9 protein-coding genes and 1 tRNA gene are annotated in these 13,172 nt (G+C 72.5%); 9 read left to right on the forward strand and 1 reads right to left on the reverse strand.

Going from position 1 to position 13,172, the window contains the following annotated elements; all coding sequences use genetic code 11:
* The first annotated feature begins 51 nt into the window (after nucleotides 1-51).
* From ACGFR9_RS21665 to ACGFR9_RS21690, 6 genes are all read left to right on the forward strand, one after another.
* Nucleotides 52-249 (forward strand): hypothetical protein, encoded by a 198-nt coding sequence (locus tag ACGFR9_RS21665; protein WP_393211029.1) that lies wholly within the window; start codon nucleotides 52-54, stop codon nucleotides 247-249.
* 246 nt (nucleotides 250-495) lie between these two features.
* Nucleotides 496-3,309, forward strand: a complete 2,814-nt coding sequence (gene topA / locus ACGFR9_RS21670; protein ID WP_393211032.1) for a type I DNA topoisomerase — start codon at nucleotides 496-498, stop codon at nucleotides 3,307-3,309.
* A 148-nt stretch (nucleotides 3,310-3,457) separates the two neighbouring features.
* Nucleotides 3,458-6,688, forward strand: coding sequence for a dTMP kinase (gene tmk / locus ACGFR9_RS21675; protein ID WP_393211035.1), 3,231 nt, complete (start codon nucleotides 3,458-3,460; stop codon nucleotides 6,686-6,688).
* A gap of 89 nt (nucleotides 6,689-6,777) precedes the next feature.
* The gene (locus ACGFR9_RS21680) at nucleotides 6,778-7,983 is read left to right on the forward strand and encodes a DNA polymerase III subunit delta' (RefSeq protein ID WP_393211037.1); all 1,206 of its coding nucleotides are present in this window, start codon (nucleotides 6,778-6,780) and stop codon (nucleotides 7,981-7,983) included.
* Nucleotides 7,984-8,079: 96 nt separating this feature from the next.
* Nucleotides 8,080-9,663: an alpha/beta hydrolase gene (locus ACGFR9_RS21685; RefSeq protein ID WP_393211040.1), complete on the forward strand. Its 1,584-nt coding sequence runs from the start codon at nucleotides 8,080-8,082 to the stop codon at nucleotides 9,661-9,663.
* A gap of 117 nt (nucleotides 9,664-9,780) precedes the next feature.
* Nucleotides 9,781-9,854 (forward strand) — tRNA-Thr (locus tag ACGFR9_RS21690).
* A 120-nt stretch (nucleotides 9,855-9,974) separates the two neighbouring features.
* On the opposite strand, the gene ACGFR9_RS21695 is transcribed toward ACGFR9_RS21690, so the two are convergent.
* A complete protein-coding gene (locus ACGFR9_RS21695; RefSeq protein WP_393211043.1) occupies nucleotides 9,975-10,631 on the reverse strand; it encodes a cysteine hydrolase family protein in 657 nt (218 codons plus the stop codon).
* A 55-nt stretch (nucleotides 10,632-10,686) separates the two neighbouring features.
* On the opposite strand from ACGFR9_RS21695, the gene ACGFR9_RS21700 reads away from it, so the two are divergent.
* Genes ACGFR9_RS21700 through ACGFR9_RS21710 form a run of 3 tightly spaced genes read left to right on the forward strand, consistent with a single transcriptional unit; the run spans nucleotide 10,687 to nucleotide 12,889 of the window.
* Nucleotides 10,687-11,199, forward strand: a complete 513-nt coding sequence (locus ACGFR9_RS21700; RefSeq protein WP_393211046.1) for a PadR family transcriptional regulator — start codon at nucleotides 10,687-10,689, stop codon at nucleotides 11,197-11,199.
* Nucleotides 11,175-12,014, forward strand: coding sequence for an ABC transporter ATP-binding protein (locus ACGFR9_RS21705; protein WP_393211264.1), 840 nt, complete (start codon nucleotides 11,175-11,177; stop codon nucleotides 12,012-12,014). Before ACGFR9_RS21700 ends, ACGFR9_RS21705 begins: the two co-directional genes overlap by 25 nt.
* Nucleotides 12,011-12,889 carry an ABC transporter permease gene (locus tag ACGFR9_RS21710; RefSeq protein WP_393211049.1) on the forward strand — a complete coding sequence of 293 codons (879 nt, stop codon included), beginning with the start codon at nucleotides 12,011-12,013 and terminating at the stop codon, nucleotides 12,887-12,889. Before ACGFR9_RS21705 ends, ACGFR9_RS21710 begins: the two co-directional genes overlap by 4 nt.
* Nucleotides 12,890-13,172: the final 283 nt, after the last annotated feature.

Genomic DNA, 13,172 nt, shown 5'->3' on the forward strand with positions numbered 1-13,172 from the left:
CGTCACCCGGAGGCTGGCCACAGCGGACGGGAAAGAGGGCGACGGGCGACCATGGAGAGCGGACCGGCGATCTTCGCGGGGATGGTGTTCTGCCTGTTCGGAGGCGGGTTGCTGGCCTGGACCGTGACCCGCGCGCGACAGCACCGCCCCGTCGCCCAGGGTGTGAGCCCCGTCGCATCGGCCACGGTCGCCGGACTCGCCGCGATGATCTTCCTGGCCCTCGGCGGGTGGTGTCTCACCCGCCTCTGAGGGGCGCGTGATCCTGGCCGCTCCCGGTAACCGGTAGGTCGCGCTCCGCATGTGTGCGGGCGCAGTCTGGACACTCCGGGCGGCAGGAACGGTGGTAGTCGGGTTACCGTTCGAGTGGCCGTTGCGGGCTTTTCCCGTTTGACACGAGGGCGGGATGTACCGTCACACTCCGCAGCGTCACCATGACCCGATCCCGGGGAGACCCGCCCGGGGAACCCCGAGCGCCGACCGGAGAGAAGAGCGAAGTTGTCCCCGACCAGCGAGACCGCGAAGGGCGGCCGCCGACTCGTCATCGTCGAGTCGCCTGCCAAGGCGAAGACGATCAAGGGCTACCTGGGCCCCGGCTACATCGTCGAGGCGAGCGTCGGGCACATTCGCGATCTTCCCAACGGTGCCGCCGAGGTGCCGGAGAAGTACACCGGCGAGGTGCGCCGCCTTGGTGTGGACGTCGACCACGACTTCCAGCCGATCTATGTGGTCAACGCGGACAAGCGGGCCCAGGTCAAGAAGCTCAAGGACCTGCTGAAGGAGTCCGACGAACTCTTCCTCGCGACCGATGAGGACCGCGAGGGCGAGGCCATCGCCTGGCATCTGCAGGAAGTGCTCAAGCCGAAGATCCCGGTCAAGCGGATGGTCTTCCACGAGATCACCAAGGACGCGATCCGCGCGGCCGTGGCCAACCCGCGCGAGCTCAACCAGAAGCTGGTCGACGCGCAGGAGACCCGCCGCATCCTCGACCGTCTCTACGGCTACGAGGTCTCGCCGGTCCTGTGGAAGAAGGTCATGCCCCGGCTGTCCGCCGGCCGCGTGCAGTCCGTCGCCACACGGCTCGTGGTGGAGCGGGAACGCGAGCGCATCGCGTTTCGCTCGGCCGAGTACTGGGACCTGACGGGCACCTTCGCGACGGGCCGCGCGGGGGACGCGTCGGACCCGTCGTCGCTGGTCGCCCGCCTTCAGACCGTCGACGGCAGGCGGGTCGCGCAGGGGCGCGACTTCGACTCCCTGGGACAGCCGAAGAGCGCGAACACGCTCCACCTCGACGAGGCGAACGCCCGCGCGCTCGCCGCCGCCCTGGAGAACACGCGGTTCGCCGTGCGTTCCGTCGAGTCCAAGCCGTACCGCCGCTCGCCGTACGCCCCGTTCCGTACGACGACGATGCAGCAGGAAGCCTCGAGAAAGCTCGGCTTCGGCGCCAAGGCGACCATGCAGGTCGCCCAGAAGCTGTACGAGAACGGCTACATCACCTACATGCGTACGGACTCGACGACGCTGAGCGAGACGGCGGTCGTCGCCGCCCGCGCCCAGGTCACGCAGCTGTACGGCGCCGACTACCTGCCCCCGCAGCCGCGTACGTACGCGGGCAAGGTGAAGAACGCGCAGGAGGCGCACGAGGCGATCCGTCCCTCGGGCGACCGTTTCCGTACGCCCGCCGAGACCGGGCTGACCGGCGACCAGTTCAGGCTGTACGAGCTGATCTGGAAGCGGACCGTGGCCTCGCAGATGAAGGACGCCACCGGTAACTCCGTCACCGTGAAGATCGGCGGCACGGCGGCCGACGGCCGGGACGTCGAGTTCAGCGCGTCCGGCAAGACGATCACCTTCCACGGCTTCCTGAAGGCGTACGTGGAAGGCGCCGACGACCCGAACGCGGAGCTGGACGACCGCGAGCGCCGGCTGCCGCAGGTCGCCGAGGGCGACGCCCTGACCGTCGACGAGATCACGGTCGACGGGCACGCCACCAAGCCCCCGGCCCGCTACACCGAGGCGTCGCTGGTCAAGGAGCTGGAGGAGCGGGAGATCGGCCGCCCGTCGACGTACGCGTCGATCATCGGCACGATCCTCGACCGCGGCTATGTGTTCAAGAAGGGCACGGCCCTGGTGCCGTCGTTCCTCTCCTTCGCCGTGGTCAACCTGCTGGAGAAGCACTTCGGCCGGCTCGTCGACTACGACTTCACCGCGCGGATGGAGGACGACCTCGACCGCATCGCGCGGGGCGAGGCGCGTGCCGTGCCGTGGCTGAAGCGGTTCTACTTCGGCGAGGGAACGAGCAACGGCGACGCGGCCGAGGCGGGCAACGGCGACGGGGACCACCTCGGCGGTCTCAAGGAGCTGGTGACCGACCTGGGCGCCATCGACGCGCGCGAGGTGTCGTCGTTCCCCGTGGGCAACGGCATCGTGCTGCGGGTCGGGCGCTACGGCCCGTACATCGAGCGCGGCGAGAAGGACACCGAGGAGCACCAGCGCGCCGACATTCCCGACGACCTGGCGCCGGACGAGCTGTCCGTGGAGTTCGCCGAGGAACTGCTCGCCAAGCCGAGCGGTGACTTCGAGCTGGGCGCCGACCCGGTGACGGGACACGCGATCGTCGCCAAGGCCGGCCGCTACGGCCCGTACGTCACGGAGGTGCTCCCCGAGGGCACCCCGAAGACGGGCAAGAACGCGGTCAAGCCGCGTACGGCCTCCCTCTTCAAGTCGATGTCCCTGGACACGGTGACGCTCGACGACGCGCTGCGGCTGATGTCGTTGCCGCGCGTGGTCGGCGCGGACGCCGAGGGCCAGGAGATCACCGCGCAGAACGGGCGCTACGGGCCGTATCTGAAGAAGGGCACCGACTCGCGGTCCCTGCAGGCCGAAGAGCAGCTCTTCACGATCACGCTGGAGGAGGCGCTGGCGATCTACGCCCAGCCCAAGCAGCGTGGCCGGGCCGCGGCCAAGCCGCCGCTGAAGGAGCTGGGCACCGACCCGGTGAGCGAGAAGCCGGTCGTGGTGAAGGACGGCCGCTTCGGGCCGTACGTCACCGACGGGGAGACCAACGCGACGCTGCGCTCCGGCGACAGCGTCGAGGACATCACCCCGGAGCGCGGTTTCGAGCTGCTCGCCGAGAAGCGGGCGAAGGGCCCCGCCAAGAAGACGGCGAAGAAGACCGCCAAGAAGACGGCGGCCAAGAAGGCCCCGGCCAAGAAGACTGCGGCCGCGAAGAAGACCGCGGCGAAGAAGACCACGACCGCGAAGAAGACGGCGGCCAAGAAGGCGGCCGCCTCCAACGGCGCGGACGACTGAGCCTGCCCGTCAGCCCTCGGAGCAAGGTCCGTACGGATCTTCACCGGGGGTTCGGAATGCGAACGCCCCGGCAACACTTCGGTGTCGGGGCGTGTGCATGCCAGGCGCGTCGTGCCGGGCTGTCGGCGCGGGCCGATAGGCTGAACGCATGACGCGAGCCGAGCAGCCAACGGCCCCACCACCGGCCCCCGACGACGCACTTGTCGCGGACTCACGCGAGCGTGCCGTCCGCGCCCTGCTGCGCCGACCGCAGCTGAAACGGCTGTGGAGTGCGCAGCTCGTGGGCGGGGTCGGCGATGTCCTCGCCCTTCTGGTGCTGGTCCTCCTCACCCTCCAGACGGCGGTCGCCGAGCAGTCCTTCGGCGGCGGCTACCGGGGCGCGGCGTTCGCAGTGGCGATCGTTTTCGGGGTGCGCATCCTGGCGACCCTGCTGTTCGGTGCCGTGCTCCTCGGCCCGCTCACGTCGCTCACCTCGCAGGACGGCCCGCTGGACCGCCGCTGGACCATGGTCGGCGCGGACGGACTGCGGGCCGCGCTGCTCATCGTGGCGCCGCTGTGGATCGACTGGACGCCGGGCAACGCGCTGGCCGTGCTCCTCGTCACCGCCTTCGTGACCGGTGTCGCCGAGCGGTTCTGGACGGTGTGCCGCGAGAGCGCCGCCCCCGCGCTGCTGCCCGGCCCGCCCCCGGAGGGCGCGACGGTCCGGCCGCTGCCCGACCACATGGACGCGATGCGCCGGCTGACCCTGCGTACGAGCTTCGTCGCGATACCGCTCGCGGCCGTCGTGCTCGTCGTCGCGGCCCTCTTCAACAACCTGCTCGCCACCGGCATCGACTGGTTCGGTGAGCACCGGGCGGCCCTCGCCTCGTACGTCGCGGCCGGACTGTTCGCCGCGTCGCTGTCCGTGCTGACCTTCCTGGAGCTCCCCGGAACCCGCACCCCGCGCGCCCGGTCGCCGCTGGAGGGACTGCGCCGCCCGAAGAGCGCCGCCGGCCCCGACCGGGGCCGCACCGGCGCGCTGCCGCTGCTGGTGCTCGCCTCCGCGTCCGTCGCCGCCGCCGTGGCGGCCGCGGTCGCCGTGTCGGTGCTGCACGCCAAGGACCTGGGCGGCGGCCCCGTGCTCTACGGCCTGCTGGTGGGCGCGCTGACCGGTGGTGTCGTCGTCGGCATCCGTACGGCGCCGGCCCTGCTGCCGACCCTGTCCCGGCGCCGGCTGCTCGCGCTCGCCCTCGCCTTCACGGGCGTGGCGCTGCTGGCCGCCGGACTTGTGCCGGACGTCACCAGCGTGGTGCTGCTCATGACGCTGGCCGGTGTCGGCGCCGGACTCGCCGCCAACACCGGGCACACCCTGCTCGACCAGGAGACCGAGGACCAGCGGCGGGCCCGTACGACCGAGCACCTGCACGCCGTGGTCCGGGTGTTCGTGGCGCTCGGCGCGGTGATCGCCCCGCTGGTCGCGGCGGGCATCGGACCGCACCGGCTCGAGAACGGCCGGTTCGTGTTCGCGCACGGCGGAGCCGCCTTCACCCTGATGCTGGTCGGCGCGCTGTTGCTGCCGGTGGCCGCGCTGGTGCTGGCCAAGGTCGACGACCGTTCCGGCGTGCCGCTGCGGCAGGACCTGCGCGACGCGCTCCTCCGCGGCGACGACCCCGCCCCGGCGCTCGCCGGGGCCGGCTTCTTCATCGCCCTGGAGGGCGGCGACGGCGCGGGCAAGTCCACCCAGGCCGAAGCCCTCGCCGAGTGGATCCGGGCCAAGGGCCACGAAGTCGTCCTCACCCGTGAGCCCGGCGCGACCCCGGTCGGCAAGCGGCTGCGGTCCATCCTGCTGGACGTCTCCAGCGCCGGACTCTCGCACCGCGCGGAGGCACTGCTGTACGCCGCCGACCGCGCGGAGCACATCGACACCGTCGTGCGGCCCGCCCTGGAGCGTGGCGCCGTCGTCATCACCGACCGGTACATCGACTCCTCCGTCGCCTACCAGGGCGCCGGACGCGATCTGTCGCCGACCGAGATCGCCCGCATCAACCGCTGGGCGACCGACGGGCTGGTCCCGCATCTGACGGTGCTGCTCGACGTCGCCCCGGAGACCGCGCGGGAGCGCTTCACCGAGGCACCGGACCGGCTGGAGTCCGAGCCGGCCGAGTTCCACGCGCGCGTGCGGACCGGTTTCCTCACCCTGGCCGCCGCCGACCCCGGCCGCTACCTGGTGGTCGACGCCGGCCAGGAACCGGAGGCCGTGACCACGGTGATCCGGCACCGGCTCGACCAGGTGCTGCCGCTGTCCGAGGCGGAGATCCAGGCCCGCGAGGAAGCCCGCCGCAAGGCCGAGGAGGAGGCCCGCCGCAAGGCGGAGGAGGAGGCGGCCCGCAAGGCCGAGGAGGAGCGACTCGAGCGCGAGCGCCAGGAGCAGCTCGCCCGGCTGCGCGCCGAGGAGGAGGAGCGCAAGCGCCGCGAGCTGGAGGAGGCGCAGCGGCGCGAGGCCGAACGGCAGGCGGAGGAGGCCCGGCAGCGGGCCGAGGAAGCACACCGCCGCGCGGAGGAGGAGCGGCAGCGGCTGCTCGCCGAGGAGAAGGCGCGCGCCGAGGAGGAGGCCCGCCGCAAGGCGGAGGAGGAGCGCCGCCGCAAGCAGGCCGAGGAGGAGGCGCGGCTGCGCGCCGAGGCCGAGGCGCTGCGCCTGGAGAAGCAGCGCAAGGCCGAGGAGGCGTTGCTGCGCGCGGAGCAGGCCCGGCGGCTGGCCGAACAGGCGGCGGCCGCCGCCGAGGCGGGACCGACGGCGTCGGGCCCGACGGCGACCGGCCCGACGGCGACGACCGGCTCGGCGACGACCGGCGGCTCCGGGGCGGCACGCCGGCGCCCCGCCGACGAGGCGGCGACCGTGCCGACGCCCGTGGTGAAGCCGGCCGACGCGCCGGGCGGCCCGGTCGACGAGACGGCCGTGCTGCCCCGGGTGCCGGACGAGGCCGCCGGGCGGCGGTCCGGCCGGACCCCGGTGTCCGAGGCCGAGGTGACGACCGAGCTGCCGAAGCCCCCGGTTCCGCCGGGCGCGGCCGACGAGACGGCGGTGCTGCCTCCCGTGCCGCCGGGCGCCGCCGACGACACCGCCGTACTGCCTCCCGTACGGGGCGACGCTCAGGGCCCGGCCGACCGGCGGGTGCCGTCCGGCTACTTCCGGGACGAACGCCCGGAGGCGCCCGACGACCGCACGCGTGAGCTGCCGCAGATCGACCCCGAGGACGCGGCGCGGCACCGCCCGCGCCCCGACTGGGCCGAGGAGACCCCGCTGGACGATCTGCCGACCCTGGCCGACGAACTGCTGGGCTCGCGCGACGGCGAGGACGAGGACGACGAGGGGCACGGCCGCCGGGGCCGCCGGCGCTGACCGGTGGGGTCCACGGGTGCGGGTGATGTCAGTGGTCACCCGCACAATGGATCCGGTGAGGCAGACGTGACGGAAGGGCGGGCTGACCCATGACCGTGTGGGACGACCTGGTCGGGCAGGAGCGGGTGAGCGAACGGCTCGCCGGCGCGGCCCGGGACGCGGACGCGTTCGTCACCGCCGTCGGGGCCGCGGGGCCGCCTCCCGGAGCGTCGAGCATGACGCACGCCTGGCTGTTCACCGGCCCGCCCGGGGCGGGAGTGACACAGACGGCGCGTGCCTTCGCCGCGGCACTGCAGTGCGTGAGCCCGGACCGGGCCCTGGGCGGGGCCCCCGGGTGCGGCTTCTGCGACGGCTGCCACACGGCGCTCGTCGGCACCCACGCGGACGTCAGCACGGTGGTCGCGATGGGCGCGGAGATCCTCTTCAAGGACATGAAGGAGACCGTCCGCAAGTCGTTCACCTCACCGGCGAACGGCCGCTGGCAGATCATCCTCGTCGAGGAGGCCGAGCGGCTGAACGAGAAGTCCGGCAACGCCGTCCTCAAGGCCGTCGAGGAGCCGGCGCCCCGCACCGTCTGGCTGCTCTGCGCTCCCTCCGTCGAGGACGTCCTGCCGACGATCCGCTCCCGCTGCCGCCACCTCAACCTGAGCACGCCCTCGGTGGCCGCCGTCGCCGACATGCTCGTCCGGCGCGAGGGCATCGAGCCGGACGTCGCCGCCTCGGTGGCCCGCGCGACCCAGGGCCATGTCGACCGGGCCCGCCGCCTCGCCACCGACCCGGCCGCCCGCGCCCGCCGGGCCGCCGTGCTCAAGCTGCCGCTGCGGGTCGACGACGTCGGCAGCGCGCTCAAGGCGGCCCAGGAACTGGTCGACACGGCGGCCGAGGACGCCAAGCAGCTCGCCGAGGAGACGGACACCAAGGAGACCGAGGAGCTGAAGGCGGCACTGGGTGCGGCCCAGGGCGGCCGGCTGCCACGCGGCACGGCGGGCGTGATGAAGGACCTGGAGGACGACCAGAAACGCCGCAGACGCCGTACGCAGCGCAACACCCTCGACATCGCGCTCAGCGACCTGACCGGCTTCTATCGCGACGTCCTCGCCCTCCAGCTCGGCTCCCGCGTCGCCATCGCCAACGCGGACTCGGAGGACGTACTGCAGCGCCTGGCCCGCGCCGGCTCCCCCGAGTCCACGCTTCGCCGTATCGAGGCGATCGCGGCGTGCGGCGAGGCCCTCGACCGCAATGTGGCCCCGCTGCTGGCGGTCGAGGCGATGACGATGGCCCTCAGAGCTGGCTGACCGCGGCGCCCGTCCGGCGGCTCGACGCGGTAACTCGTACGAGGCACGGCGTGCGCGCAGAGCACTCATGTCATTGCGCACAGTTACGCTCGCCGTATGCACACATGGCGCACCCACCGTGGGACCCGCACCGCAGTCACCCTGCTCGCCGCCGCCGCACTGCTGATCTCGGGCTGCTCCTCCGGAAGCTCGACGAGTACGGCCAGCTCGGCGGCGGAGGCGGCGGCAGCCCTCGCCCCCCTGCCCCGCTCCACACCCGCCGCTCTCACTCCGTACTACGAGCAGGAACCGGCCTGGCGCGACTGCGGCGTCCCCGGCTTCCAGTGCGCCACGCTGAAGGCCCCGCTCGACTACACCGAACCGTCCGCCGGTGACGTCCGCCTCGCCGTCACCCGCAAGAAGGCCACGGGCCCGGGCAAGCGGCTGGGCTCCCTCCTGGTGAACCCTGGCGGCCCCGGCGGCTCGGCGATCGGCTACGTCCAGGCGTACGCCGGCATCGGCTACCCCGCCGAGGTGCGCGCCCGCTACGACATCGTGGGCGTCGACCCGCGCGGCGTGGCCCGCAGCGAACCCGTCGAGTGCCTGGACGGGCCCGCGATGGACGCGTACACGCGGACCGACATCACCCCGGACGACACGAAGGAGACCGGCACACTGGTCGCGGCGTACAAGACGTTCGCCGAGGGCTGCGGGGCGGACGCGCCGAAGCTGCTGCGCCATGTGTCCACCGTCGAGGCGGCCCGTGACATGGACATCGTGCGGGCCGCGCTGGGCGACGCGAAGCTGCACTACGTCGGCGCCTCGTACGGCACCTTCCTCGGCGCCACCTACGCCGGGCTGTTCCCGGACCGGGTGGGACGGCTGGTGCTGGACGGGGCGATGGACCCCTCGCTGTCCGCGCGGCGGCTCAACCTCGAACAGACGGAGGGCTTCGACACGGCGTTCACCGCCTTCGCGAAGGACTGCGTGCGGCACGACGACTGCCCGCTCGGCGGCCGGGACACCGGTCCCGGACAGGTCGGCAGGAACCTCAAGGCGTTCTTCGACCGTCTCGACGCCCGCCCGATCCCCACCGGCGACGCCGACGGCCGCCGACTCACCGAGTCGCAGGCGACGATCGGCGTGATCGCCGCGATGTACGACGAGGGCGCGTGGCAGCGGCTGCGCGAGGCACTGACGGCCGCGATGAAGGAGAGCGACGGCGCGGGACTCCTCGTCCTCTCCGACAGCTACTACGAGCGGGACGCGAACGGCGAGTACAGCAATCTGATGTTCGCCAACGCGGCCGTGAACTGCCTTGACCTCCCGCCCGCCTTCGACACCCCGGACGAGGTCACACGGGCGCTCCCCGCTTTCGAGAAGGCGTCCCCCGTCTTCGGCGAGGGCCTCGCGTGGGCCTCCCTGAACTGCGCGTACTGGCCGGCGAAGGCCACCGGTGAGGCCCAGCGCATCGAGGCGAAGGGCGCCGCGCCGATCGTCGTCGTCGGCACCACCCGGGACCCGGCCACCCCGTACCGCTGGGCCGAGGCCCTGTCCGGCCAGCTCTCCTCGGGCCGCCTCCTCACCTACGAGGGCGACGGCCACACCGCCTACGGCCGCGGCAGCGCCTGCATCGACTCCGCGATCAACACCTACCTGCTCGACGGCACCCCGCCGACGGACGGAAAGCGCTGCTCCTAGCCGGTACCCCGGCCCCGGAGGCGGCCCCTCCGCCCCGCCTCCGGGGCCGGTACGAAGCACCCCCCGAAACTGTGTAGACTTACCGACGTTGCTGATCGCACCATAGGTGCGCGGCGCGCCGCCTTAGCTCAGATGGCCAGAGCAACGCACTCGTAATGCGTAGGTCTCGGGTTCGAATCCCGAAGGCGGCTCATTGATGAACCCCGGGTCGGAAGTCGGTCCGGGGTTCTTTCGTGTCCGGTTCGGGACGTGGGTGGCTGCTCCGAGGTGATCGGTGTCGGGCGGTTCCGCGGATCGGCCCCGGTGGCCCGTCAGGCGGCGTTCGTCGTGGTCAGGCGGGCGGTGATCTCCTCGGCGGGCAGGACGAGTGCGAAGCCCTTGCGCAGGACGGCGAGTTCGGGTTCCTGGCGTGACTCGTCGTCGGTGGCCGTGACGTCGGAGCCGAAGACGACCTTGTAGCCGCGTTCGTATGCCTGGCGGGCCGTGGTGCCGCAGCAGTAGTTGGTGAGTGTGCCCGTGACGATGACGGTGTCGCGGTCGAGGTTGCGCAGGACGGTGTCGAGCGGGGTGTCGTAGAACGCCCCGTAGGAGGGCTTGCGGATCAGGGCCTCGTCGGGGCGGCGGCCCATCGCGTCCCACACCCCGGCGGGACCCGGCCGGTGCCAGTCGCTGTGGGCGTGCGGGAAGGAGCGCAGGGTGCGCGGCCGGTCCAGACCGAGATGGGTGTCGTCGAAGATGGTCCAGATCACCGGTACCGAGGCGTCCCGGCAGTTCTCGGCCAGTCGTCGCAGCCGGGGCGCCATCCGGGTGGCCGCGGGCACCCAGTGGGGACTCCAGCCGGGGCGGACGAACTCGTCCTGCATGTCGACGACCAGCAGTGCCGTCCGTTCGGGCCGTATGCCGAACGACGCCCGGCCCTGCTCGTAGGCGTCGCGCGCCCGCTCGGTCACCCATTCCTCGGTGTACATGCCCTACTCCTGTCTCGTTTCGAGGTACCTCGATTCGATGTGCGACAGTAGCAGCATGCTCGAACTCGCGATCCTGGGATTCCTGGCCGAGGGGCCCCTGCACGGCTATCAACTGCGGCACCGGATAGCCCACTTGTCCGGTCATGCCCGACCGGTCAGCGACGGCAGCCTCTATCCGGCGATCAGCCGGCTGGTCAAGGCCGGACTGCTCGGCCGGAAGGCCGAACCGGGCGCCTCGGCCGCCCGGCGGCACACCCTGAGTCTGACCGACGCCGGCCGCCGTGAGCTGCTGCGCAGGCTGCGGGATGCCGACGGTCTGGACATCAGTGACAGCACCCGTTACTTCACGGTGCTCGCCTTCCTCTCCCGGCTGCCGGACATCGCCGACCAGCACGCGGTGCTGCGCCGGCGTCTGGATTTCCTGGGACAGCCGGCGAGCTTCTTCCATGACGGCGACCGCCCGCTCGGTGCCGAGGAGACCGGCGACCCCTATCGGCGCGGCATGCTCACGATCGCCCGCGCCACCAGCCGCGCGGAACGGGCCTGGCTCCGGGAGGTGCTGGGCTGACACGGCGCCCGCCGGGGCGTGATGCCATCCACCGGGGCGAGGTGTTCGCGCTGCTCGGGCCCAACGGGGCCGGGAAGACCACCACCGTGGAGATCCTGGAGGGCTTCCGGCGGCGGTCCGCCGGCGAGGTGCGCGTCCTCGGCGTGGACCCCGAGCGGGGCGACGACGCCTGGCGGGGCCGGATCGGACTGGTGCTGCAGTCCTGGCGCGACCACCGCCGCTGGCGGGTCGCCGAACTGCTGACCCACTTCGCCATGTACTACCCCGACCCGCGCGACCCGGCCGAACTGCTGGCCCTGGTCGGCCTCACCGAGCAGGCCGGCCGGCAGGTGGACCGGCTGTCCGGCGGACAGCGACGGCGGCTGGACGTCGCACTCGGCATCGTCGGCCGCCCCGAACTCCTCTTCCTGGACGAGCCGACCACCGGCTTCGACCCGGAGGCACGGCGCGAGTTCCACGTCCTCGTCGAACGGCTGGCCCGGGACGAGGGCGTCACCGTCCTGCTCACCACGCACGACCTGGCGGAGGCCGAGCGGCTTGCCGACCGGATCGCCATGCTGGTCGCCGGCCGGATCCGGGCCTGCGGCACCCCTGCCGAGCTGGCCCGGCGGGCGGCGGCACAGGCCGAGGTCCGCTGGACGGACGGCGACGGGACGCGGCGCCGCGAACGCACCGAGGACCCCTCCCGGCTGGTCTGGGAGCTCCACCAGGACGCGGACGGCCCGATCGCCGGTCTGGAGGTCCGCCGACCGACGCTGGAGGACACCTATCTGCACATGGTGAACCAGGTGGACGGGGAGGAGCGGGCGGCATGAAGGGGGTCCATGTGATGAATCGGGGGGCGCGTCACTGGCGTGCCGGCTTCCTTCGCGGCGGCATCGAACTGCGGCATCTCCTGCGCAACCCCAAGGAGATGTTCGGCCACCTCGGCAATGTGGTCGTCGCCCTGCTGGTCACCTACTACATCAGCGACAAAGTGCCCGGCACGCAGACCCCGATGTCCCATCTGGCGCTCGCGGGTTTCGCCGCCTATCTGCTGTTCCAGATCGGGCTGCTCAGCCTCCCGCAGATCCTGGTGACCGAACGGGAGGAGGGCGCGCTGCTGCGACTGCGCGCCACACCCGGCGGGATACCGGCCTACCTCGTCGCCAAGTGCCTGCTGGTGGTCGTCACGGCGGTCACCACCCTGGCGCTGCTCCTCGCGGCCGCCGCGCTGCTGACCGACGGGCCGCTGCCGCAAGGGCCGGCCGGCTGGCTGACACTGGTGTGGGTCACCACGCTGGGGCTGCTGGCCGTCGTCCCGCTGGGAGCTGCCATCGGGGCCGTACTGCCCAACCCACGTGAGGCGCTGGCCCTGATCATGCTGCCGCTGCTGGGCCTGCTGATCACCTCCGGAACGATGTTCCCCATCGCCAAGCTGCCGGAGCCGGTGCAGCAGGTGTCCGCCGTCTTCCCGCTCAAGTGGATGGCGCAGGGCCTGCGTTCGGCGCTGCTGCCGGACGCGGCGCAGGCCGCCGAGCCGGCCGGTTCCTGGGAACTGCCCATGGTCGCCCTCGTCCTGACCGCCTGGACGGTCCTCGGATTCCTGCTGGCCGTCCCGCTGCTGCGTCGCGCTGCCCGTCGTGAGTCCGGGTCCCGGCTGACCGCCCGTCATGAGAAGGCGGCACGGAGCGGGGCGATGCCCGCGTAGGGCTCGGCCGCCCGGGCGCGAGCTGTGTCGCTCTCCGTTCACTTGACCGAGGTGTGGACGCAACCAGGCGTGATCCAGAGTGGGTTGGGTCGAATGACTTACGTGCCCCTGGATTGAGGAGCAGCGTTTCATGCCACGTCAGCACGAACCTCCCACCGGCGGGACGCCACCTTCCGTGGCCGTCCGGCGTGCGGTATCCGTGCCCGCGCCTGGCGGGGATCCCGGTGCGGACCTGAGACCGCGGAGCCCCGATCCCGCCCGCGCATCCGAACCGGCCCGCGCC

This window comes from Streptomyces sp. NPDC048584, assembly GCF_043199595.1.
GTDB lineage: Bacteria > Actinomycetota > Actinomycetes > Streptomycetales > Streptomycetaceae > Streptomyces > Streptomyces edwardsiae.